Below are 23,888 nucleotides of genomic sequence, written 5' to 3' on the forward strand. Positions count from 1 at the left end.
TCTTGATTAAACAAGAGTGCGCCACAATATGGGCGCTCTGGCTATCCTGACAAAAATTTTTTGCACGGGGTTGGCCGATTTCTGCGAAAATCCGCTTCTCTTTTTTTCCGGTGCCGTGCCCGGCCCCTTCCATGACCTGGAAGGCGGCGTGCACGGCGCTTCGTTTTGGAGCTGTCCATGAAATTTCGTTTCCCCATCGTCATCATTGACGAGGATTTCCGTTCCGAGAACACGTCGGGTCTCGGCATTCGCGCACTCGCCGCGGCAATGGAGAAGGAAGGCATGGAAGTCCTGGGCCTGACCAGCTACGGCGACCTGGCCCAGTTCGCCCAGCAGCAGTCGCGTGCCTCGGCCTTCGTGCTGTCGATCGACGATGAGGAATTCGGCGGCGGCACCCACGAGGAAGCGGAGATCGCCCTGGCCGGCCTGCGCGCCTTCGTCCAGGAGATCCGCCACAAGAACTCGGACATCCCCATCTACATCTACGGCGAGACCCGCACCAGCCGCCACATCCCGAACGACATCCTGAAGGAGCTGCACGGCTTCATCCACATGTTCGAGGACACGCCGGAATTCGTCGCGCGCCACATCATCCGCGAAGCCAAGGCCTACCTGGATTCGCTGGCGCCGCCGTTCTTCCGCGCGCTGGTGAACTACGCCAACGACGGCTCCTATTCCTGGCACTGCCCCGGCCACTCGGGCGGCGTGGCGTTCCTGAAGTCGCCGATCGGCCAGATGTTCCACCAGTTCTTCGGCGAGAACATGCTGCGCGCCGACGTCTGCAACGCCGTCGAGGAACTGGGCCAGCTGCTGGACCACACGGGCCCCGTCGCCAAGTCGGAACGCAATGCCGCGCGCATCTACAACGCCGACCACTGCTACTTCGTCACCAACGGCACCTCGACCTCGAACAAGATGGTCTGGCACTCGACCGTGGCGCCGGGCGACATCGTCGTCGTCGACCGCAACTGCCACAAGTCGATCCTGCACTCGATCATCATGTGCGGCGCGATCCCCGTGTTCCTGATGCCGACCCGGAACAACCTGGGCATCATCGGTCCGATCCCGCTGGAAGAGTTCTCGCCCGAGTCGATCCGCCGCAAGATCGAAGCGAACCCGTTCGCCCGCGACGCCAAGAACAAGAAGCCGCGCATCCTGACGATCACGCAGTCGACCTACGACGGCGTCGTGTACAACGTCGAGACGCTGCGCGAACTGCTGGACGGCGAGATCGACACGCTGCACTTCGACGAAGCCTGGCTGCCGCACGCGACCTTCCACGACTTCTACAAGAACATGCACGCGATCGGCCGCGACCGCCCGCGCGCCAAGCAGTCGATGATCTTCTCGACGCAGTCGACGCACAAGCTGCTCGCGGGCCTGTCGCAGGCATCGCAGGTGCTGGTGCGCGAATCGGAAACGGTGCAGCTGGACCAGGATGCCTTCAACGAGGCCTACCTGATGCACACCTCGACCTCGCCGCAGTACTCGATCATCGCCTCGTGCGACGTCGCCGCGGCGATGATGGAAGCGCCGGGTGGCACCGCCCTCGTCGAGGAATCGATCTACGAGGCGCTGGACTTCCGCCGCGCCATGCAGAAGGTCGATGCCGAGTACGGCGACGACTGGTGGTTCAAGGTCTGGGGTCCGCAGGACTTCAGCGAGGAAGGCATCGGCACCCAGTCCGACTGGATGATCCATGCCGAGGACGACTGGCACGGCTTCGGCAAGCTGGCCGAAGGCTTCAACATGCTGGACCCGATCAAGGCCACCGTGGTGACGCCGGGCCTGTCGCTGGACGGTTCGTTCGGCGAGTCCGGCATCCCGGCCTCGATCGTGACCAAGTACCTGGCCGAGCACGGCGTCATCATCGAGAAGTGCGGCCTGTACTCGTTCTTCATCATGTTCACCATCGGCATCACCAAGGGCCGCTGGAACACGCTCGTCACGGCGCTGCAGCAGTTCAAGGACGACTACGACCGCAACCAGCCGATGTGGCGCATCATGCCGGAATTCACGGCGGCGAACCCGCGCTACGAATCCTGGGGCCTGCGCGACCTGTGCCAGCAGATCCACGACTTCTACAAGTCGCGCGACGTGGCACGCCTGACGACGGAGATGTACCTGTCGGACATGGTCCCGGCGATGAAGCCGTCGGACGCGTTCGCCAAGATGGCGCACCGCGAGATCGAGCGCGTGGCGATCGAGGAACTGGAAGGCCGCATCACGGCCATCCTGCTGACCCCGTACCCGCCGGGCATCCCCCTGCTGATCCCGGGCGAACGCTTCAACAAGACCATCGTCGACTACCTGCGCTTCGCACGCGACTTCAACGAGCGCTTCCCGGGCTTCGAGACGGACGTGCACGGCCTGGTGAAACGCGAGGTGGACGGCAAGCGCGGCTACTTCGTCGACTGCGTGAAGCAGGACTGAGGCAGGCACGACGCAGGCCCGGAGCGAACCGGGCCCGCGCATGAAAAAAAGGGGCCGAGGCCCCTTTTTTTTGTCCGCAACGGTCGGCCGCTCAGGTCTTGGGCAGCGTCACGCCGTGCTGGCCCTGGTACTTGCCGCCACGGTCCTTGTACGAGGTCTCGCAGCCGAGGCCCCTTTTTTTTGTCCGCAACGGTCGGCCGCTCAGGTCTTGGGCAGCGTCACGCCGTGCTGGCCCTGGTACTTGCCGCCACGGTCCTTGTACGAGGTCTCGCAGACTTCGTCGCTTTCGAAGAACAGCACCTGGGCGCAGCCCTCGCCCGCGTAGATCTTGGCCGGCAGCGGGGTCGTGTTCGAGAACTCCAGCGTCACATAGCCTTCCCATTCCGGCTCGAACGGGGTGACGTTGACGATGATGCCGCAGCGCGCATAGGTCGACTTGCCCAGGCAGACGGTCAGCACGTTGCGCGGGATGCGGAAGTACTCGATGGTGCGGGCCAGCGCGAAGGAATTCGGCGGGATGATGCAGACGTCGCTCTTGATGTCGACGAAGGAGTTCGAATCGAAGTTCTTCGGGTCGACGATCGTGCTGTTGATGTTGGTGAAGACCTTGAATTCGTCCGCGCAGCGGATGTCGTAGCCGTACGAGGAGGTGCCCCACGAGATGATCTTGCGGCCATCGGCCTCGCGCACCTGGTTCGGCGAGAACGGTTCGATCATGCCCTGTTGTTCCGCCATCCGGCGTATCCATTTGTCGCTCTTGATACTCATCGCTGGGCTTCGCTTCCTGAATTGGTAAAGATGTCAATCCCGCGATTTTACGCTATTCCCGCCGGTTTTTATATGGCAACCGCCATGCGGCCGCCACGGCCCTGCCCACCCGTTTGTCCACCGGCGAGCAGGCGCTCGATCATCTCGTGCGTGAGCCGGGCCGTCAGCTTCGGCGACTCCATCGGGTACAGGTGGGTGCCGGGAATCGTGACCAGCTTGTCGCCGACCAGGCGCCGCGTCGCTTCCAGGCCCGCGCGCCGCAGTTCCAGCGAGTCCGTGCCGGCGACGAAGCCGATCGGCACGGGAAACGGCGCGCGCAGGATGCCGTCCATGTCGTGGGGCAGCGTGCTGTAGATCGCCGATTCGACCTCGCGCGAAAAACGCAGCTGGACGCCGTCCGCGTGCGGCACCAAGCCGTGCTCCAGGTAGTCGTCGAGCGCGCCGGGCGCCCAGGCGCGGAACAGCGGCTTGGCATGGAAGTGTTCGTAGGCCGCCTCGCGCGACGGCCACAGGTGGCGCCGGCGCAGCGCGACGCCGCCCGGCGACAGGCGCCGTCCCAGCCCAAGGATCTTGATGAGCCGCCAGAACAGGGCGCGCCAGCCGCCCACGACGGGGGAGTCCAGCATCACGACGCAGCGCGCCAGTGCCGGACGGCGCGCCGCGGCCAGCATGGCCACGGCGCCGCCCAGCGAATGGCCGACGAGGATGGCCGGCTCGGGGTAGGCCTCCAGCTGGGCGCTCAGTTCCGCGACCAGGCCGTGCCAGTTGTCGTCGACGGGATAGCGCGGATCGTGGCCCAGCATGTCCGTCGTGCGCACGTCGTAGTGGTCGCGCAGCGCGTCCAGCAGGCGGCCGTAGGCGCCGGACGGATAACTGTTCCCATGGACGAAATGCAGCAGCGGTCGGGTCATCGAATGATTCGGCACGTAAAACACGGGCACCCATTGTAATGCTGCCAACGCGCATCCGCGTCTTTATTAGAGGGAAACACCTACCGTCAACGTGACCGTGTAGCCCTCGGTGACGGAGCCCGTCACCGTCCCCATCTGCAGCGTGACGCCGTCGTTGAACACATTGTCCGTCGCATAGCTGATGCCCGACAGGTTGCGCGCGCTGGACGCGTAGCCGCTGGTCGCGTACACGGTATTCAGCACGTCCAGCGGGAACGTGAACTGCGAGGTCTTGATCTTGTTGGCGGCGCTGGTGGCGGCCGACAGGCTGCGATAGACCTCGAAGTGCACGTGCGGCATGCGGCCCGCATAGCAGCCGGGGAAGATCGTCGTGAAGGTCACGACGCCGTCCGCATCCGCCTCCTGCACGCCGCGCAGGTAGTTCTCGCTCGTCAGGCCGCTCGCGTACATCGAGTAGTTGCCGTCGCGGTCGCAGTGCCACAGGTACAGCGCGGAGCCGGGGATCGTCGCGCAACTCGCGCCCACGTTCACCAGCTGCAGCCTGACGGTGAGCGGAGTGCCGGCCGCCGTGGCGGTCCCGCTGCCCACGCTCGCGCAGATGTCGCGGCGCACGATGCCGGACAGCGTCAGCGCATTGGCCACGCCGCCGGCATTGCGGTTGCTGCCGTCGCCCGGATACGGACCGGCCGTCTCCTCGGGGATGACGGCGCAGCCGGTGCCCGTGCTGCCCGTGCTGCCGGTGGTCGTGCTGCCTGTCGTCGTGCTGCCCGTCGTACCGGTCGTGCCCGTCGACACGGTGCTGGAGGCGGCGCTCGCGGCGTCCGAACCGTCCGAGCCGCCGCCGCAACCGGCCAGTGGGAGGCCCGCCGCGCCGACGCCGGCGAACAGCCAGCGCAGCGAGGTGCGGCGGTCGGCGGCCGAAGACAGCAGGCGTTCGAGGTCGGCCTGCAGGCCGCGCGCATGGTCGGCGCCATGGTCGCCAAGGTGCTCGTGCATATCGTGCGGCCTCCTCATTCGCCACCCCGCTGGGTGGGACCGTCGGCGCGGTCGGGACCGCCGTCGCCGCCGGGAGCACGGCCCGGACCGTGTTCGTGGCGCTGGCGCAGCGTGGCGCGCTGCTCCGGCGTCAGCACGGCGAGCAGCTGGGCGTCCGTGCGCACGCGCAGCAGTTCGGCCGCGGCGATCGCCTGGCCGAGGTCGCGCGACAGCGCGGCGGCCCGTGCATCGTCGAAGCGGTCGGCGCGGCGCAGTGCGCGCAGGCTCTCCTCGGCCCTGCGGATCGCCTTCTCGTGTTCGCGGCGCTGCGGTGCCTGGGCGTGCATGATGTTGAACACCTTGTCCTGCTGGGCTTCCGACAGGTTCAAGCCGTGGAAGTGCCAGAACGGCATGCCGGGACCCGGCCCGCGGCCGCCCGGACCGAAGCCGTGGCCCTCCGGACCACCCGGCGGCGCATCGGGCACGCCGGCATCCGGGCCGGGCGCGGGGGCGGCGTCCGGCGTGGCGGCGGCGGCAGGAAGGGAAAGCGTGAACGAGGTAATGATCGAGGTCGCGAGCAGCGCGGCGGCCAGCGGTCGGCGTGTGGATTTCATGGTCGGCACCCTGTGTGGTTCGGAACGTCCATTCTCCGTTGCCGCCATGTTAAGAGGCGTTAACCCCCTGTAAAACGAGGTAAAGAAGCGCCACCGGCCGCGCCCGCACGGGTGCGCTTTGCTAAGATGGCAGCATGAACCACGTACTGCTCATCGACGACGATACCGAACTGGTGGCCATGTTCACCGAATACATGGAACAGGAAGGCTTCCGGGTCGCCTGCGCCCACGACGGCGAGGCCGGCGCGCGCGAAGCGTTGAGCGGCCAATACGCGATCGCCGTGCTCGACGTGATGATGCCGCGCATGAACGGCATCGAGACGCTGCGCCGCATCCGTGCCGCCAGCCGCCTGCCTATCCTGATGCTGACGGGACGCGGCGACGACGCCGACCGCATCCTCGGCCTGGAACTGGGCGCCGACGACTACGTCACCAAGCCCTGCACCCCGCGCGAACTGACGGCGCGCGTGCGCGCCATCCTGCGCCGCACGCAGGGATCGGCCAACGAGGGCCCCGGGATCACGCTCACCGTCGGCAAGCTGACCATGCTGCCCGAACAGCGCCGCGCCACCTGGGATGGCCGGCCGCTGGAACTGACCAGCACCGAATTCAACCTGCTCGAAGTCCTGGCGCGCAATGCCGGGCGCCCGGTCAGCAAGAACGACTTGTCCGAACAGGGCCTGGGCCGGCCGCTGGCCCGCTTCGACCGCAATATCGACGTCCACCTGTCCAGCCTGCGCCACAAGCTGGGCACGCTGTCGGACGGCCGTTCCTGCCTGCAGACCGTCTACCGTCTCGGCTACCAGCTGATCCGCGAGTGACGATGGGCCGGCTGTTCTGGAAGTTCTTCCTGTCGATCCTGCTGGCCCAGGTGGCGGCCACGATCGGCATCGGCGGCACCATCTGGCTGCGCGACCAGGCGCGCCAGCGCAACGGCGAGCCCACGCTGGACGCCAGCCCGCCGGCCACCATCATGCTCGATGCCGCCCGCGCCACGCTCAGGCACGGCGGTGTCGACGGCCTGCGCGAGCTGGCGGCGTCGAGCCGCCGGGTGCGGCTGTACGTCCTGGACGAACAGGGCCGCGAGCTGCTGGGGCGCCCCGTGCCGACGCGCCTGCGCGAGGAAGTGGAGCGCAGCCTCACGGGCGACGGCCCGACCTGGGCCGTAACCCGCCTGTCCGGCGCCGACGGCCGCAGCTACCTCACCTTCGCTTCGCGCGCCCCGCGGGCGCAGGGACCGGAGGGCATGCCGCCCGGCTTCGGCATCGAGGGTCCGGGCTTCGGTCCGGGCATCGGTCCGGGCTTTACGCCGGGCGCGGGCCGGCCGCCGTCCGGCCCCGGCATGCCCCCGCCCGGCATGCCGCCCGGCCCTGGCATGGGACGTGGCGGCCCGGGGGGCGGCTGGTTCGGCCTGCCGCCGGAATTCGGGCGCCACGTCGGCCGCTGGCTGCCGATCGTCGCGGCGACGCTGGCCAGCCTGCTGTTCGCCGCCCTGCTCGCCTGGTACTTCTCGCGCCCCATCCGCGCCCTGCGCAACGCCTTCGAAGCGGCAGCGGCGGGCGACCTGGCGCCGAAATTCGCCGCCCGCCGTCCGCGCCTGATCGGCGACGAGCTGGCCGAACTGGGCCAGGACTTCGACCGCATGAGCGCGCGCCTGCGCGCCCTGATGGACGGCCAGCGGCGCCTGCTGCACGACGTCTCGCACGAACTGCGCTCGCCGCTGGCGCGCCTGCAGGCGGCGATCGGCCTGGCCCACCAGCAGCCCGACCGCATCCAGCCGACGCTGGAACGCATCGAGCGCGAAAGCGTGCGCATGGACCGCCTCGTCGGCGAACTGTTGACGCTGTCGCGCCTGGAGGCGTCGAATCAGCTGCCAGCCAGCGAAGCGGTCGATCTCGTCGAGATGGTCGACCAGATCGCCGACGACGCGCGGTTCGAGAGCGGCGCCCGGATCGACGTCGATGCGCCGGTGCCCGTGACGGTGCACGGCGCGCCCGACCTGCTGTGGAGCGCCGTCGAGAACATCGTGCGCAACGCCGTCAAGCACGGCGCCGGCGGCCGCGTCGAGATCGGCGTCCACCCGGACGGCACGGAGGTCCACGTCGCGGTGCTGGACCAGGGCCCGGGCATCGCCGAGGAACACCTGGGCGACGTGTTCGAACCCTTCTTCCGCTCGAACCCGACCGCGAACAACGTCGACGGCCACGGCCTGGGCATGGCGATCGCCAAGCGCGTGGTCGAGACGCACGGCGGACGGATCGCCGCCGCCAACCGCGAGGCGGGCGGTCTGCGGGTGACGATCACGCTGCCGCTGGCGCAGCGCCAGCCCGAGCGCCGCGCCGAGCCGCGTGCCGCCTAGCGGGGACGTGCGCCGTGCGCGGCCGGCGCTCCCCGGGAAGCAGGCTTCTCCTCGCATCAGACGTCCTCGTGGTCCATTGCACCGCCACAAAATAGTTTCCCTGTGGTAACCTGTACCTTTCGGCAAGTAGAGGACCGGTATGTGGAATGTTGACGTCAAGTATGATGATCCGCAAAATTTTTTGACGGACAAGAACCTGTTCACCGCATCGCTGCAATCCGTCATCACCTACCTCAACAAATTCGTGAACGGCAGCACCACGCTGAACGTCCTCGTCAAAGTCGACGCCACCAGCACCGGTCGCTTTGCGGGGGGCGGGGCTACCCTGCCGGACCACGTCGACAACGGACTCGACTACATGATCGCATCGGCAGCCAAGGAACTGGCCGCCGGGGCCAACCTGAACGGCAGCAGCGCCGACCTGACGATCTGGGTCGACCCGACCACCGACTACTTCAAGTCCCTGTATTTCGACACGCTCGCCTACGATGCGCCGCGCACCATCCCGAACACGAAGACGGATGGCATGTCCGTGCTGCTGCACGAAGTGATGCATGGCATGGGCATCAACTCGTATCGGGACGCCACCGGCGCCTACGCGAGCACCTACCGCACCCGCTGGGACGCCCACAGCACGGCGTCGGGGGACAAACTGCTGCTGGACATGCCGGGCTTCGCGGCCCATGGCATCGACCCGGTACAGGTCACGACGACGTCCGACACCCAGAATTACACCCATCTCGGCGACGCCACCAACCTGCAGAGCGGCGACCTGGACGACGTGATGACCGGCCTGTACTTCTACAGGGGCCACCACTATGCGATGAGCGAACTGGACTTGCTGATCCTGCAGGGACTCGGATACAGCGTGAATTTTCTTGACGGCATCAAGCTTTCGGACGGCAGCATGACGGGCAAGGCGCTCGTCGCGCCGGCGGTCGGGGATGGCGCCGTGGTCGCCGCCACGAACAGCAATCTGGTCCACCTGAGCGGAACGGCACTGGCCGGCTCGACCACCAGCATCCTGGAGCACGGCGTCGTGGTGGCGCAGACCAAGGCCGACGCCAGCGGACACTGGGTCCTGGACGCCGTGATCGACCCCGGGCTGAAAGCCAGCCAGCTCACGGTGCGCGACGGCACCCATCTCCTGGACAGCGCGCCCGTCGCCGTCTCGATCGACGCCAGCGCCGGCGTGCACTTGTACGGCTCGGCCCTGTACAAGACGCTCACCGGCAGCGCGCACGACGACCTGTTCACCGCCGGTCCGCGCGGCGCCACCATCGCCGGCGGCGACGGGCTGGATCGGGTCGATTATGCAGGCGCCCGCGCGTCCGCGAGCATCGCCAGGCAGACGGACGGCAGCTTCACGCTGAGGGACGCGGCGGGGACGGACACGCTGAGCGGCATCGAACGCATCCGGTTCAGCGACGGTGCGGTTGCGCTCGACGTCGGCCTGGACGGCGTCGCCGGCCAGGCCTACCGCCTGTATCAGGCGGCGTTCAACCGCACCCCCGACGCGGCGGGCCTGGGTTACTGGATCGACGGCATGGACCACGGCCTCGGCCTGCTCGACGTGGCCAAATCCTTCGTCGGCGCGGACGAGTTCAGGCAGCTGTACGGCGCCAACGCCAGCAGCGCCGACATCGTCGGCCGCTACTACCAGAACGTGCTGCACCGCGCGGCCGACGCCGCCGGATTCGATTTCTGGGTGGACGCGATGGAGCACAAGGGCGCCACCGCGGCAGAGGTGCTGGCCAACTTCAGCCAGAGCGCGGAGAACGTCGCGACCCTGGTCGGTGTCATGCAGAACGGCGTCGCCTACGCACCGGCGGCGTGAAAGCTCAGCGACCGTACCAGTAGCGCGGACGGCCCTTGCGCCAGCCCGCGACCCGCACGGCGGCGCCGAACTCCAGCGTCAGCGCGCCCGTCTCGTCGGTGCGCAGGCGCTCGATACCCAACTGGCCATAGCGTTCGTAGACGCTCTTGTTCGGGTGCCTGTAGCGGTTGCGGTAGCCGACCTGGAACACCGCCGTGCGCGGCCGGACGGCGTCCAGGAACGCGGGCGTCGACGATGTCCCGCTGCCGTGGTGCGGCGCCAGCAGCACGTCGGCGCGCAGCCCCGCCGGATCCTGCGCTACCAGCTTTGCTTCCTGGGCCGCCTCGATATCCCCCGCCAGCAACACGGCATGGCGGCCGTCCGATATCCGCAGCACGCAGCTCTTCGCGTTCGCCTTCAGGCCCGCCTCCGCGGTGCTGCCCGGCGCGGGGTGCAGCATCTCGAAGCGGATGCCGTCCCAGTCCCAGCGCTGCCCGGCCGCGCAGGGGACGTGGCGGCGGGCCGCGCGCACGGCCGGATGCGCCGGCGCCAGCGACGAGGCCAGCCAGCCCGTGTCGACCTCTCGCAGCACGGCGACGGCGCCGCCCGTGTGGTCGGTGTCCCCATGGCTCACCACCATGCCATCGAGCGCCCCGATGCCGCGCATGCGCAGGTAGGGCAGGAGGACGCGGTTGCCGGCATCCGCTCCCGGCCCGTACGCCGGCCCCGTGTCGTACAGGAGACGGTGTCCGCGCGTCTCGACGAGCAGCGCCATGCCCTGCCCCACGTCGAACGCGGTGACGCGGAAGGTGCCAGGGTCGGGACTGTCCGGCAGCTGGGCCAGCAAGGGCAGCCAGGCGACGGCGCCGGTCCAGCGCAGCGGCCAGCCACGCGGCATCAGCAGCCACAGCGTGCCGCCCAGCGCCAGCAGGAAGATCCAGGCCGAAGGCGACGGCGCGCGCCAGACCGCCGCGGGAAGCCCCGCCAGTTGCGCCAGCAGGAAGGCGAGCAGCGCCACGCACGCATGGGCCAGCGTCAGCATCCAGCCGCACAAGGGCGCGGGCAGCAGGCTGCCGGCCAGCGCCAGCGGCGTGACGACGAAACTCACGAGCGGAATCGCGAACGCGTTCGCCAGCGGCGCCACCAGCGACACCTGGCCGAACAGCAGCATCGTCAGCGGCACCAGTCCGAGCGTGACGGCCCATTGCGTGCGGGCGGCAGACAGCAGCGCACCCCGCCAGCCGGCATGGCGCGCGGCGATGCGGCCGTGGCCGGCGAACAGGATCATCGCGACGGCGCCGAACGACAGCCAGAAGCCCGGCCACAGCACGGCCCACGGATCGAGCAGGACGACGACGAACAGCGCCGCGCACAGCACGTGCGAGACGGCGCCGATCCGCCCCATCCACAGCGCCAGCGCCACCACCGACAGCATGTACAGCGTGCGCTGGGCCGGCACGCCGAAGCCCGCCAGCAGCACGTACAGCAGCGCGACGACGGCGCCCGCCAATGCCGCCACCTTCTGCGCGGGCAGCAGCAGGGGCAGCTGCGCATCGGTGAAGAAGGACCGGCGCCACAAGGACGAGGCGGCCAGTGCCGCCATCCCCGCGATCATCGTGATGTGCAGCCCGGAGATCGAGATCAGGTGGCCGATGCCCGTCCGGTTGAACACCTGCCAGTCGGCCTGGTCGATGCCGCGCTGGTCGCCGATCACGAGCGCCACGATGACCCCGGCGTACGGCTTGCCATCCAGTGCGCGCAGGATGCGCTCGCGCAGCATGGCGCGGCTGCGCTCGACCAGGTTGCCGACGCCGGGGACGAACGGGTCCAGGCGCCGGTTCGCGCTGGACGATGTCCGCACGTAGCCGGTCGCGCGCACGCCCTGCTCCAGCAGCCAGGCTTCGTAGTCGAACCCGCCCGGGTTCGCATTGCCATGGGGCCGCTGCAGGCGCACGGCGAGCTGCCAGCGCTCGCCCGGCTGGACGTCGCCTGCCGGTGCCGCCCCGTCGCGCCGCCCGCCGTACCACGACAGCGCGACGCGTGGCGGCACGGCCGGGGTGCCGACGACGCGTTCGACGGCCAGATGGAAACGCACGCCGCCGTCGACACGGACGGGCAAGTTGTCGATGGTGCCGACCAGCGTGATGTCGCGCCCCTCGTCGTCCGGCGCCAGCCCGTCCGCCAGCACGCCGGCCGCCACCCATGCCGCCCAGCCGACGCCGACCAGCACACCGCCGATGGCCAGGCACGGCACGCGCCAGCCGCGCCGCCGGATGATGCCGCAAGCAGCCAGCAAGGCAAGTCCCGGCACCCACGCCGGCCATGGCGGCAGCGCCGGCTGGCATTGCAACAGGGCGGCGCCGGCGACAAAGCCCAGGATGACGATCCGCATGACGCAGGCCCCTCCACCATACACTCTCGGTAGCGGACATCTTACGCAGGCTGAAGGGTCACGGGCACCGCGCGCCGCGCCGCGCATGATCTGCAACAGCGCGGCGATCTCGGGGCAATTACTCCTGATTCATGGCTGGCGTCGCCAGGCACAGCTGGTAGCGGTAGGTGCGGCGGGCCACCGCGGCGCCGTAGGTCCGGCAACTGGCGGCATCGACGCCGATGCCGTACTGCGCCAGGTGCTGCGCCGCAGCCGCGACGATGGCACGGTTGGGCGTGTCCAGGTCGACTTCGCGCTGTTCGGGCGGGAGCGCGAGGGTGCAGCCGCCCGCCGGCAGGCGCTCCACCTGCGCCTGCAGCCGCACGACGCGGCCCAGCCGCTCCAGCCGCGCGCAGCCGGCCGCATCCTCCGTCAACCCGAGCCACCGGACCACGGCCAGCTTGTTCTCGAGCGTGTTCAGTTTTTCGTGCTTGACCGCCCCCAGCAGCACGTAATGGGGGCCGGCCCGTTCGGCCACTGCCCGGCGCATGCGCTCGCGCCAGGCCGGCGACTCCGGAAAGCCGGTGCCGACCCCGATGAATTTCAGTTGTGGCGGCAACAGGGTGGCCAGCCATGCCATCGGCGGCTCGGGCTGGGCGATGAAGACCACGCTCTGCGCGGGCGCCGGGAATGCCGGCACCTCCGCGCTATAGGCCCGCTCGCCCCACAGCGCATTGCCCCAGCGCGGCGTCGGGATGGCGCACAGCAGCAGCACGAGGAGCGTCATGCCCGCCAGGCGCTGCGCCGTCCGTTCCTCGACGACGATCGCGCGCCACAGCAGCCAGATCGCCAGCGGCACCAGCAGCTCCAGCGCCACCAGGTAGCGGTAGATGCTGAACGTGCGCATCCAGACGAGATAGGACAGGCCGACGAACAGCAGGAAGAAGCGCGCGCGCGGACTCATCGATGGCAGGCGCACGCCGCGCCAGCGGCGCCATAACGATGCCAGGCCCCAGGCGGCGAACAGCCCGTAGGCGACGGGCCACATGACGAGCCGCGTCGCCACCTCGGTCACGCGGCCGGAGTCGGCGGCGAAGATGAACGGCCACAACAGGTATTCGCGCAGCGTCTTCGGCAGGAAATAGGCGTCGATCACGCCGTTTTCCGTCGCCCACGGGCTGTGGAAGATATTGTTGAATTGCGGGAACAAGGGGTTGCCGAACATGTGCCACATCTTGTGGAACCACCAGCCCCCCGTCAGTGCCACCCCGGCCAGGCTCCCGAGCCCGAACAGGACGGCCAGCACCAGCCGCCGGCGCCATGGCAGCGGCAGGGCCAGGCACGCCAGCAGCAGGGCCACCGCATACGGCGCATTGGTCAGCTTCAATCCCGTGCCCAACCCCACCAGCAGGCCGGCACCCAGCACGACGGGCGCCGCCTTCGCCACGCGGTCGGCCAGCACATCCCAACGCGCGAGCATCAGGTAAAGCGCGCCCAGCACCAGCAGGGCCGTCGTATTGTCGCCCATGGTATTGCCCAGTTCGCCGCGGAAGCCCGGCCCCAGGATGCAGGCGCAAGCCAGCAGCAGCGGCAGGCGCACGCCCGGGCCGGTGCCCGCCAGCGCACGTGCGATCCCGAACAGCAGCACGACATTCATGCCGTGCAGCGCCCCCATGACGAAGCCCGTCGCGGGCGGCGACAGCCACCGGTGCAGGCCGTAGTACAGCAAGTCCAGCGTGGGATTGAAATAGGTCTGGAAGCGCGCGGGCGCGAGGTCGAAGCCGATGCGGTCGTTCAGCAGCGCGTAGACGTTGTACAGGTGATAGTTGCGCAGGTCCCAGTTGTCGTCCTGGCCGGCGACGAGCGACGCCAGCCCGAACAGCACGGGAACGAGCAGCGCTGCCAGTGCGGCCGCGCGCGGCCGGTCCAGCCATCCCGTACGGCGGATGAACCAGGCGTCCACTGCCGCCAGCGCGCGCTGCACGACCGTCATGCGCCCGCCCCCCACGTCGGCCCCGGCCCCACCCGGACTGACGCCGCGGCGTGCCCCTCCGGGACGTGCGAACCGTTTGGCTCCCGTCGGGGAAGCGGATCGGCAATACGTAACGCGTGCGAGAGAATCATGATGCTGGCCAGAGAGAGCGAGGCCATTATTATAATTTCTTTTATGCATCTTCAACCGCCGTTGCCCCGACCAGGCACGCCGAATCGTCGGACCGTCGGATCGTCGGGTCCACGGCGCCACGTTCGCCATGGACGGCGGATCATGCCTGGGCGTGGGCCGACTCGGCGCGCCGTACCAGTCGCCATGTACTGCGGCGCTGGATGACGTCGGGTCCGGGGGAGCGTCCGAACAACCCAGCCGGCACCAGGAACGTTGCGGCGGGCAGCACGCTGCCGCGTCCGAACCAGCGTGTCCCGTCCAGCGCATTCGCTTCGTCGCAGCGCCACCAGCCACTGGCAGGACACATGTCGCCGGTCCTGCGGCCGGTTCCCAGCGCAGGCGCCGACGTCGGTTCTGCGCCGGCATCCGCGGCGCGGGTCGCCAGGCCGGCAGGCGCCAGGGCGACGATGGATGGCAGCCTTGGCCGTTGCCGCTTGTCGACCAGCGTCCATGTCGTCAGTCTCGTCGGCTCGACACTGGGCTGGACGCTGCGCAGCCTTTGCCACATCGTCTGGCGCGGCAGCAGCAGTGCCTGCGGCATCGTTTCTCCCTGCCGGATGAACTGTACGGCTCCCCCCTGCACATCGACGCCGGGGCCGCCCTCGCCGCAGCGCCACCAGCCGGCATGGGGGCACGGCTCCCCGGCGCGCACGGTCGCGCCCAGTGGCAGCGTCGGCGGACCGGACTCTGCGCTGCTCGCTTGCGGATCCCCCGACGGGCGCACGCGCAATGTCGAGGAAATCCGCTCCCATAAGGCCAGCACGGCATCCTCATGCAGGCTGGAGTCGACCGGCTTGCCGCCGGCCCGGGGGCTGGTGCCCGTTTCCAGGAGCAATAGCAAGGAGGGCCGCATGGGGTCGCCCGTCGTACCCCGCGCTTCCCACATGAAGCCGTATCCCGTCGTGAAGTTGAGCTCGCGCACTTTCTCCAGCACTTCCTCGCCCCCGATACCGTTGATGACGCGCTGTTGCGCACGCAGTTTCGTGACACGCAGCAGTTCGTCGGCACTGGCGGAAGCGTCCGTCTCGGCGACCCGGGCCAGCAAATCGGGATCTGCGCCGCCTCCGGGCATGCTCGACATGCCCACGGCCAAGTCAGGGTGATCGGCCAGGCCCATGTGCATGGCGATGTGTTCGGTTTTATGCGGCGGTAATGGTTCCACGAAGATGCCACGCCAGATACAGAAACCGGGTGCAGACGGCACCTCGTCCTCGCCACGGAGGCGCAGCCGTGCCAGCAGCGCTTCGGCTTCCGCCGCACTGCTTTCCTTCGTGAACTTCGCGGACAGCGAGAAGCTGAACCCGTCGAGGTGCGCATGCGATTCGACCGACACCGACTCCATGGGGACACGCCGTTCTCCCTCCATCAGATAGCCGCGACTTCGGCCATGGATGAAGGTCCGGCCGCGCATGCCGGGAGCACGCAGGTCGCGCGCCTCGACCATGCCGCCGCGCTCGCCGTCGGCGCCGGACGCGGCGATGTCCGCCTCGCGGGCCGTCATGCGCTTGACGAAATCCGGCTCGCTCTCCTCGACCGTGTCGATCTCGAAGCCCGCAATCATCTGACGCGACAATGTCACCTCTGCCCGAGCCGGCACATCGACGAGGAAGCGTCCAACGCATACCGTTTTCATCTCTTCCGTCATTTTCGCCACCTCGGATCTGTCCCTCATGCTGCGTACCTGGTTGGCGCCCCAGGTACCCGCGCAGACAAGGGCCGCCAGCAAAACGATGAGCCCGCGCCATCCACGCTTCCTCGTCAACGTCATGGCATTTTCTGCACCAGTTTGGCAATGAGATGCTGGGTCAACAACTGGACGGCCTCGTGCTTGTATGCCTCCTGATGATCGAACCCGCGGACTTCGAACGATTGCTGGACTTGCGCGCGCGGCCCCGATCCGGACTGATGCGGCACGGTGCCGTCGCCTGGCGCATCCTGGCGGGCGGGCACGAACAGCAGGCTGCTGTGCCCTTCGACACGCACCCGCCGCCCGCCGCCGGGCGCGTAGCCGGCCATGGCGCCGCCGCGCAGGTTGGCCTCCGTGTACACGGCGCCATTGGCGGGATCGCGCGCCACCCAGTGCACGGCGCCGAAGGACAGCTGGGCCGGATCCGATCCGTAGAACACATGGGTATTCGGATGGTAGTAGGTACCGAGTATCTCGCGATGAAAGCGTTCGGCCCGGGCGATGGCCTGGCGCACCGCCTCCTTGCCTGCCTCCTCATCCCGGTACCGGTGCGCGGGATCGAGCAGCAAGGGGTCGACCAGCCGGTACCACGACTGCATGTCACGGTAAAAATCGTAGGGATCGCCGCTGGGCAGATGCACGATGTCGCGCATGACCTCGCGATGGTTGATCGTGCTGACCGTATGGACGTGTATCCAGGGCTTCGGATAAAGATGGTTCGGCAGCAGCTCCAGGGCGCCGGGCGACGTGGCCATCACGGGCATCGTTGCGGCGGGCGTCGCGCCGAGGATGCCGGCGATCGCTTCCGCCGTCTTGTTGGCCACGACGCCATTGCTCGGACTCCAGCTCTCTGTGCCGCATGCAATGCGCCGATAGCATGCGGGTGCGCCCAACGCAGGCATGACGCCATGGATCACGCCCAGGATCTGCTCGGGTATCTGCTTCGCACACGCACGCGCGACCAGTCCGCCCATCGAGTGGGTGACCAGGATCACCTTGCCGCATTCGCGCCGGCGCTCGTTCCAGAAAGCGATGACGCGCTCGATCTTGCGGCGCAGCAGACCGGCAGAATCGCCGCACGATGCGAGCCAGTTATAGCCGCAGGCGTACACGGGAAAGTGAAAGCGTGCGTGCTGTTCGAGTTCCGCTTCCGTGATCCTGTCGATGTTCCGCACACCCCAGCGCGCCGGATCGCAGGCCATGACTTCCTTCCAGTGGCGGCAGATCGTGCGCACGTTGTCCAGGGGATCCATGTCGAACGTATGGTTCAGGTTCACGTGCAGGCCGTACAGCAGGCTGCCGTACGAGTCCCAATGCACTTCGCCCCAGTCCCGCTCCCGCACTTCGGCTTCCGACAGGCCATAGCTGCGGGCTTCCAGCGGCAGGTGGATGTCGCCACGGTCGTCCACTTCCACCGTATCGGGATGCAGCAGATCCTGCCGCGTGGCGGGCGTGAGGTGCTTCCACTTGCGCGCGGTCTTCAGTCCCTCGAATTTCCCATTCGGCGCGCGCCACGCCGCCTCCCCCGGACCGAGCGCCTTGTTCGCCCGCTTCGCCGGACTGGTGGCCGCCCGCAGGTTGCTCCCCATGATGCCCGGCACCACGATCACGGGGATCACCTTCGACGGCGGCAGCGTGAAGCGGCCGCGGGTGGTGAACGCGGTGGGGGTCAGGACGGTGCGGCCGGTCCAGCTGCCGTCGGGCTGCGGGACGAGGTTGGGCAAGGGGCGGGTCGGGTCGGCCATGCGCGCTCCGTATGGGGTGGAAGGGGGCCGCCTCAGCGGCAGGTGTCGTCGTCGGGGAGGAAGGCCATGTCCACTTCGCCGATCACTTCGCCTGTGAGGAGGGAGGTGCGGCCCTGGGCGTCGGTGCGGCCGGTCACGACGCGGCCATCCTCGAAGGTGGCGCGGTAGCGCTGGTTCGGCACGGGCAGGCCTGTCTGCTGGTGGGTCAGCACCACGTATTCGTCGGTGTGCAGGTGGGACACCGGCATGCCGAGGCCGCCCGGCGCGGCGCCGTCCGGGCCCAGGTGCACGAACTCCGAAGCCTTGTGCACTTCGCGGGCGTGACTCTGGTGCGTGATGGTGCCGTCGGCCCAGTCGGTCTGCGCGCCGGGCGCCACCACGCGCACGGTGGGCGCGTCGAGTTCGATGCGCTCGGCGGCGATCAGGCTGATGCGGCCCGATGACTTGATCTGGATATTGCCCTGGTGGGCGTGGATGACGATGTCGCCGCGCCCCGCCATCAGTTTGACGCCCAGCTCGTGGGCGAACAGGGCGACGCTGCGCGCCGCGCGCAGGAACAGGTTGCGCCCCGCCGCCACGTCCGTGTCGCCGGCGCTGACGACGTCGACCTTGCTGGCCGCGCCCAGCGCCAGGTTCTCGCTGCTGGCGACGATGACGCCGGCGGGCGCCGTCGCCGCCAGGATCGGCTGGCCCCCGCCCTCCTGCCCTTCGGCGACGTTGCTGCCCGCATGCCAGCGCTTGAGCTTGTCGACGAGCTGGCCGAGACGTTCTCCGGCCGGCGCCTCGTCCGGCCGTTCGCTCGCTCCGTGGACGGCCGCGAGCTTGCCGACCTCGTCCAGGATGCCCTGCAGGACGTCGGCCAGCCCCACGAGACCGGCACGGTCGAGCTGGCCGCCCGCCGCTCCCGGACTGGGCTCGGCGCTGATCAGCACGCCCTGGGCGCCGCGCACGGCCACGGACAGGTCGCTGCGCAGTTCGGCGCCCTCCCCGCGCGCCACGGCGCCGGCGCTCCCGCGCGGCTGCGCCAGCCACCCCAGGTTGAGCTCCGAGCTGCCGTGGTCGCTGGCCAGCTGGGCGCTGATCTCGCCGCGCGTATCGTCGAAGCGCAGCTGGCTGCCGCGTGCTCCCTGCACCTCGCGCGAGCGCGTGCCGGAGACGTAGCGGTTGGCCGGCAAATCGCCGGCGCCGGCGAACGCGGGCGGCGCGGCGCGGCCGTTGTAGAGCTGGGCCAGCACGATGGGCCGGTCCGGATCGCCGCCCAGGAAGGCGACGAGCACCTCGGTGCCCACGCGCGGCAGCCCGATGGCACCTGACTGGTGGCGGCTGCCGCTGCCGTTGCCCGCCCAATTGGAGGCGACGCGCACCCAGGCCGAATCCGCCGCCGCATCCGCCGCCATATTCGCCCCCGCGCTCCCTGCCACATTCCCTGCCACATTCCCTGCCGTATTCCCAGCCCATGCGGACGCCGCTCCGGCCGCGCCAACGCCGGGCGCACGATCGTGGTCGCCGGCGCGCATGCCGGGAAAGCGGATCTTGACGCGGCCCAGCGCATCGCAATGGACGTCCTCGCCGGGCGGGCCGACGACGATGGCGCTCTGCAGCTGCGGATGCGGCAGGTCGGTGCGCGGATCGAATGCGGGAACGATCGGGATGCCGCGCCGCACCGCCGTGAAGGCGATGTGGACCCCCGGGACGCCCGGCGTGCCAGGGTGGCCCGGCTGCGCCAGGCGCCACGCGCCGCCTGCATCCAGCGATGCCAGCAGGCGCCGGGCGCGCATCTCGAGTTCGCGCGGCAGGTTGCTGTCGGCCGTGACGCGCAGCTCCGTGATCACGAACTCGCGCTCCGGCGCCGGGTGCAGGTCGATCTCCGGGTGGTCTTCCAATGTAAAGTACTCGCCGGCACGGAAATCGCGCACGCTGCCTTCGCCATGGAAGCATTTGCTCTCGAACGCGTGGCGGTCCATGCGCACCTGGCCCAGGCGCCAGTGGTCGTCGACGTCGTTGCCCGCATGCGGCATCTCGACCAGGTAGTCGTCCAGCGTGGCCGCGAGGCGGTTGCCGCTGGGGCCCTGGTCGGCGCTGCTGGTGGCGCTGGCCGTCATGAACTGCGGGCCGCCCGGATGCTTGTAGTCCCAGCTGTGGCGCGTGGTGACGCCCGGCTGCAGGCGGCGCGCGGCGGTCCAGGAAGTGATGGTGTCGCGGCCGCCGGCGGCGGCGTCGCGGTGGTAGCGCACGCCCCCGGCGCTGCTGCGCGGCAGCCCGTTCGCGTCGCCGAACAGCACCAGCGTGTGGGCTGGCGTGCCGTCCCCGGCCGGATCGACGGCCGTGTCGCGGCTGCGGCCGGGGCGGAACAGCCAGGCGATGCCGCGCCGGCGCAGCAGGCGCCGCACGAAGGCGGCATCCGATTCGTTGTGCTGCATCGTCTGTTCGCGCGGCGGGAACTGGCGCAGGTCGAACAGGGGATCGAGCTCCAGTTCGAAGGCGGCGCCCAGCACCGTATTCGCGTGGCGCCATTCGTCGCACAGCGCCTGCACGATCTCCAGTTCGTTCTGGAACCGGAACACGCGGCTGTTGGTGCGCTTGTCCATGACGGCGAACACGTCGCGCAGCACCAGCTCGTAGGCGGCCAGGCCGCCGTCGGCGTCGCCGGCGCGCGCCTCGGTGACGATGCCGCACACGCTGCGCAGCTGTCCGCGGTCGGTGACGAACTGGATCTCGGCCGGCAGCGCGATCAGCTCCTTGAGCGGCAGCGCCGGATTGCCGCACAGGCAGGCGACGCGGTAGTCGATGCCGCCGCACACGGCTTCGCTGCCCCGCACGCGCTGCGGCAGCAGCACGTCGTCGAGCGGGCCGCTGCCGTGGGCCAGGCGCAGGCGCAGCGGCCGGTGCGCCGTGCTCAGGGATTTCTCGTGCTGTAACACGCGCTGGAATTCGCCGCCGATGTCCACTGTCTCTCCTCGCCGTTCGCCGCGATGCGGCACGAGAGGGAATTTTTTCACGCTTCGCCGGAGGCGGAATTGGCTTGGCTCAGAAGGCTCCGGCGCGAACTTTACGTGTGTGGCATGGTCGCGAGCGGTGCCCCGTCCGGCCGCGCCGCTCGCGCCGGCGCAATACGGCGGAACCCGAACCACCTTTCGGCACTCTCACCAATGCGGGCAGGATGGCGCGCATGCGCGCCGGGTGGCGTCAGGCGCCGACGAGGGGAACCAGTCGCGGCATGCAGGCCAGCGCGGCGCGGAACGACGCGGCGCGCACGGCGTCCTCCGGCATGCCGCGCAGTTCGGCCAATGTGCGCCCGATCTGGGGCAGCTGCTCCGGGCTGTTGCGGCCCGGGTGCACCCAGGCGGGAGCAATGTCGGGCGCATCCGTCTCGAGCACGATGGACTCGAGCGGCAGGTCGACCGCGAGGCGCCGGATTTGCAGCGCGCGCGTAAAGGTCATGGCGCCGCCGAAGCCGAGGTGGAATCCCAGGTCGATGAAGTTCTGCGCCTGCTGGAAGCTGCCGTTGAACGCGTGGGCGATGCCGCCAGGCGGGCGGATCTGGCGCACGTGCTTGAGCACCTGGTCCTGCGAGCGGCGCACGTGGGTCAGCACGGGCAGGCCGAAATCGCGCGCGATGCGCAGCTGCTCGCGGAAGAAGCGCTCCTGCTTGGCGCGCATGTCCGGTTCGCACAGCATGGGGATGAAGTAGTCGAGGCCGATCTCGCCGATCGCCACGAAGCGCGGGTCGGACAGCGACGCTTCCACGCGCTCGCGCAGGAATTCCAGGTCCGCGTCGGTGGCGCGCGGCACGAAGATCGGATGGATCCCCAGCGCATAGCTGGCGTTGGGCGCCTGCGCCGCCAGGTCGCGCACGCCGTCGAACGCGGCCGCCTCCACCGCCGGGATCACGATCATCCCGACGCCCAGCGCGGCCGAACGGCGCGCGACGTCCAGCGATTCGGCGCCGAATTCATGGGCGTCGAGGTGGCAGTGGGTATCAATCCACATGGCCTGCGGTCCCGCGCTGGTCAGGCCTGGGCCGGCTGCAGGCCCTGGTCCGTCAGCCGCAGCATGCGGTCGCAGCGGCGTGCCAGTTCCGGGTCGTGGGTGACGATGACGAAGGCGGTGCCGAGGGTCTTCGACAGCTCCAGCATCAGGTCGAAGATCGCCTGCGCGGTGCCCTGGTCCAGGTTGCCCGTCGGTTCGTCGGCCAGCACGCAGGCCGGCTCCGTCACCAGTGCGCGCGCCAGCGCCACGCGCTGGCGTTCCCCGCCCGACAGTTCGCCCGGACGGTGCACGGCGCGCTTGGTCAGGCCCACACGGGCCAGCATCGCCTCGGCGCGGCGCACCGCTTCCTCGCGTTCGACGCGGCGTATCAGCAGGGGCATGGCGACGTTGTCGAGCGCCGAGAATTCCGGCAGCAGGTGGTGGAACTGGTAGACGAAGCCCAGCGAGGAGTTGCGCAGCTCGCCGCGCCGGGTTTCCGACAGCGTAGCGAAATCCTCGCCCTGCAGCGCCACCGTGCCCGTGCTGGGGGTGTCCAGGCCGCCCAGGATGTGCAGCAGCGTCGACTTGCCCGAGCCGGACGCCCCGACGATGGCGACGCGCTCGCCGCGCGCGATCGAGAAGTCGATGTGGTCCAGCACCTGGACGGCATAGTCGCCCTGGCGGAAGGTCTTGCCCACGCCGCGGGCGGTAAGGACCGGCATGCCGGCAGTCGATTGGTTCATGGTTTCACTCATAACGCAGGGCCTGGGCCGGTTTGACACGGGATGCCGTGAAGCTCGGGTAGATCGTCGCGACGAAGGCCAGCAGCACGGAGACGCCGCCGATCTTGATGACGTCGGGCCAGCGCATGTCCGACGGGATCTCGCTGATCAAGTAGATGTCCTTGGACAGGAACTGGATGCCGAGCAGGTGTTCGATGAAGGGCACGATGACGTCGATGTTCAGCGCGACCAGCACGCCCAGGGCGACGCCCACGACCGTGCCGATGATGCCCACCAGCGCGCCCTGGACCATGAAGATCTTCATGATCGACGGCGGCGATGCGCCGAGCGTGCGCAGGATCGCGATGTCGGCCTGCTTGTCCGTCACCGTCATCACCAGCGTCGAGACGAGGTTGAACGCGGCCACGGCGATGATCAGCGTGAGGATGATGAACATCATGCGCTTTTCCGTCTGCACGGCCGCGAACCAGTTGGCGTTGAGCTTGGACCAGTCGCGCACCACGAGGTCGCCCGGCATCGACGCCTTCAGCTGCTGGGCCACCTGCGGCGCCTGGTGCATGTCGGCGATGCGCAGGCGCAGCCCGGACGGCGCCTGCTGGCGCACCATGCGCTGGGCGTCCTCGATGTCGACGAAGGCCATGCTGGAATCGAATTCGTAGTGGCCCGCCTCGAAGATGCCGGACACGGTGAACAGGCGCGAGCGCGGCACCAGGCCGGCCGGCGTCATCGTGCCCTGCGCCAGCAGCATGTTGACCTTGTCGCCGATGCCCACGCCCAGCGAGCGCGCCAGCGCATAGCCCAGCACGATGTTGAATCGGCCGCTCTGCAGGCTCTCGATGCTGCCCTGGCGGATCTGCTTCGCGACGCTCGACACCTCGCCTTCCTTGGACGGCAGGATCCCGCGGATCACGGCCGGCTTCATCGTGTCGTCCTTCACCAGCAGGCCCTGGGTCTCGACGAAGGGCGCGGCACCGCGCACGGCCGGGTTGCGCCGCGCGTCCTTCTCGGCCTGCTGCCAGTCGGGCATGGCGCCGCTGGCGTCGAACACCTCGATGTGGGCGAGCACGGACAGCATGCGGTCCGTCACCTCTTTCTGGAAGCCGTTCATGACGGACAGCACCACGATCAGCGCCGCCACCCCGAGCGCGATGCCGGACACCGAGATCAGGGAAATGAAGGAAATGAAGCTGTTACGGCTGCTGCGCTTGCCGGCCCGCGTGTAGCGCAGCCCGACCAGCCATTCGTACGGCAATTTGTGGATGATGCTCATGGCCCATGTAAATCTTTCCGGACCCGCAGTGTGCCACACAACGCTCATCCGTGTGGGGGCTTG

16 protein-coding genes and 1 pseudogene are annotated in these 23,888 nt (G+C 69.0%); 4 read left to right on the forward strand and 13 right to left on the reverse strand.

The window, feature by feature from the left end; genetic code table 11:
- Nucleotides 1–177: 177 nt before the first annotated feature.
- A complete protein-coding gene (locus ACI1V7_RS09020) occupies nucleotides 178–2,433 on the forward strand; it encodes an Orn/Lys/Arg family decarboxylase (RefSeq protein ID WP_404531411.1) in 2,256 nt (751 codons plus the stop codon).
- 91 nt (nucleotides 2,434–2,524) lie between these two features.
- Here ACI1V7_RS09020 and dcd (ACI1V7_RS09025) read toward each other — a convergent pair.
- The 5 genes and pseudogenes from dcd (ACI1V7_RS09025) to ACI1V7_RS09045 all read right to left on the reverse strand — a co-directional run.
- A pseudogene (gene dcd / locus ACI1V7_RS09025) lies at nucleotides 2,525–2,596 on the reverse strand (dCTP deaminase); the annotation flags it as partial.
- A gap of 38 nt (nucleotides 2,597–2,634) precedes the next feature.
- Nucleotides 2,635–3,201, reverse strand: coding sequence for a dCTP deaminase (gene dcd / locus ACI1V7_RS09030; protein ID WP_404531412.1), 567 nt, complete (start codon nucleotides 3,199–3,201; stop codon nucleotides 2,635–2,637).
- 68 nt (nucleotides 3,202–3,269) lie between these two features.
- Complete coding sequence (locus ACI1V7_RS09035) at nucleotides 3,270–4,112, reverse strand: alpha/beta hydrolase (protein WP_404531413.1); 843 nt, start codon at nucleotides 4,110–4,112, stop codon at nucleotides 3,270–3,272.
- Between the two features lie 66 nt (nucleotides 4,113–4,178).
- On the reverse strand, nucleotides 4,179–5,108 hold the full coding sequence (locus ACI1V7_RS09040) for a dioxygenase family protein (protein WP_404531414.1): 930 nt from the start codon (nucleotides 5,106–5,108) through the stop codon (nucleotides 4,179–4,181).
- Between the two features lie 14 nt (nucleotides 5,109–5,122).
- Entirely contained in the window at nucleotides 5,123–5,701 is a 579-nt protein-coding gene (locus tag ACI1V7_RS09045) for a Spy/CpxP family protein refolding chaperone (RefSeq protein ID WP_404531415.1), read from the reverse strand.
- Nucleotides 5,702–5,835: 134 nt separating this feature from the next.
- On the opposite strand from ACI1V7_RS09045, the gene ACI1V7_RS09050 reads away from it, so the two are divergent.
- The 3 genes from ACI1V7_RS09050 to ACI1V7_RS09060 all read left to right on the forward strand — a co-directional run bounded on the left by ACI1V7_RS09050 (nucleotide 5,836) and on the right by ACI1V7_RS09060 (nucleotide 9,897).
- The gene (locus ACI1V7_RS09050) at nucleotides 5,836–6,522 is read left to right on the forward strand and encodes a response regulator (protein ID WP_404531416.1); all 687 of its coding nucleotides are present in this window, start codon (nucleotides 5,836–5,838) and stop codon (nucleotides 6,520–6,522) included.
- Between the two features lie 2 nt (nucleotides 6,523–6,524).
- Nucleotides 6,525–8,060, forward strand: a complete 1,536-nt coding sequence (locus ACI1V7_RS09055) for a sensor histidine kinase (RefSeq protein WP_404531417.1) — start codon at nucleotides 6,525–6,527, stop codon at nucleotides 8,058–8,060.
- A gap of 181 nt (nucleotides 8,061–8,241) precedes the next feature.
- The gene (locus ACI1V7_RS09060) at nucleotides 8,242–9,897 is read left to right on the forward strand and encodes a DUF4214 domain-containing protein (protein WP_404531418.1); all 1,656 of its coding nucleotides are present in this window, start codon (nucleotides 8,242–8,244) and stop codon (nucleotides 9,895–9,897) included.
- A gap of 4 nt (nucleotides 9,898–9,901) precedes the next feature.
- Here ACI1V7_RS09060 and ACI1V7_RS09065 read toward each other — a convergent pair whose 3' ends face one another.
- The 8 genes from ACI1V7_RS09065 to ACI1V7_RS09100 form a co-directional block, all read right to left on the reverse strand.
- A complete protein-coding gene (locus ACI1V7_RS09065; protein WP_404531419.1) occupies nucleotides 9,902–12,268 on the reverse strand; it encodes a DNA internalization-related competence protein ComEC/Rec2 in 2,367 nt (788 codons plus the stop codon).
- Nucleotides 12,269–12,386: 118 nt separating this feature from the next.
- Entirely contained in the window at nucleotides 12,387–14,240 is a 1,854-nt protein-coding gene (locus tag ACI1V7_RS09070) for a hypothetical protein (RefSeq protein ID WP_404531420.1), read from the reverse strand.
- A 271-nt stretch (nucleotides 14,241–14,511) separates the two neighbouring features.
- Entirely contained in the window at nucleotides 14,512–16,179 is a 1,668-nt protein-coding gene (locus ACI1V7_RS09075) for a T6SS immunity protein Tli4 family protein (protein ID WP_404531421.1), read from the reverse strand.
- Complete coding sequence (locus tag ACI1V7_RS09080) at nucleotides 16,176–17,843, reverse strand: esterase/lipase family protein (RefSeq protein ID WP_404531422.1); 1,668 nt, start codon at nucleotides 17,841–17,843, stop codon at nucleotides 16,176–16,178. The genes ACI1V7_RS09075 and ACI1V7_RS09080 overlap by 4 nt, the downstream gene beginning before the upstream one ends.
- Nucleotides 17,844–17,875: 32 nt before the next feature.
- Nucleotides 17,876–20,791: a type VI secretion system Vgr family protein gene (locus tag ACI1V7_RS09085; protein WP_404531423.1), complete on the reverse strand. Its 2,916-nt coding sequence runs from the start codon at nucleotides 20,789–20,791 to the stop codon at nucleotides 17,876–17,878.
- Between the two features lie 238 nt (nucleotides 20,792–21,029).
- A complete protein-coding gene (locus tag ACI1V7_RS09090; protein WP_404531424.1) occupies nucleotides 21,030–21,833 on the reverse strand; it encodes a TatD family hydrolase in 804 nt (267 codons plus the stop codon).
- Nucleotides 21,834–21,853: 20 nt separating this feature from the next.
- A complete protein-coding gene (gene lolD, locus ACI1V7_RS09095) occupies nucleotides 21,854–22,555 on the reverse strand; it encodes a lipoprotein-releasing ABC transporter ATP-binding protein LolD (RefSeq protein WP_404531425.1) in 702 nt (233 codons plus the stop codon).
- Nucleotides 22,556–22,559: 4 nt separating this feature from the next.
- Nucleotides 22,560–23,825, reverse strand: coding sequence for a lipoprotein-releasing ABC transporter permease subunit (locus ACI1V7_RS09100; RefSeq protein ID WP_404531426.1), 1,266 nt, complete (start codon nucleotides 23,823–23,825; stop codon nucleotides 22,560–22,562).
- Between the last annotated feature and the right edge of the window lie 63 nt (nucleotides 23,826–23,888).

The organism is Massilia paldalensis (assembly GCF_044901715.1).
GTDB lineage: Bacteria > Pseudomonadota > Gammaproteobacteria > Burkholderiales > Burkholderiaceae_D > Telluria > Telluria paldalensis.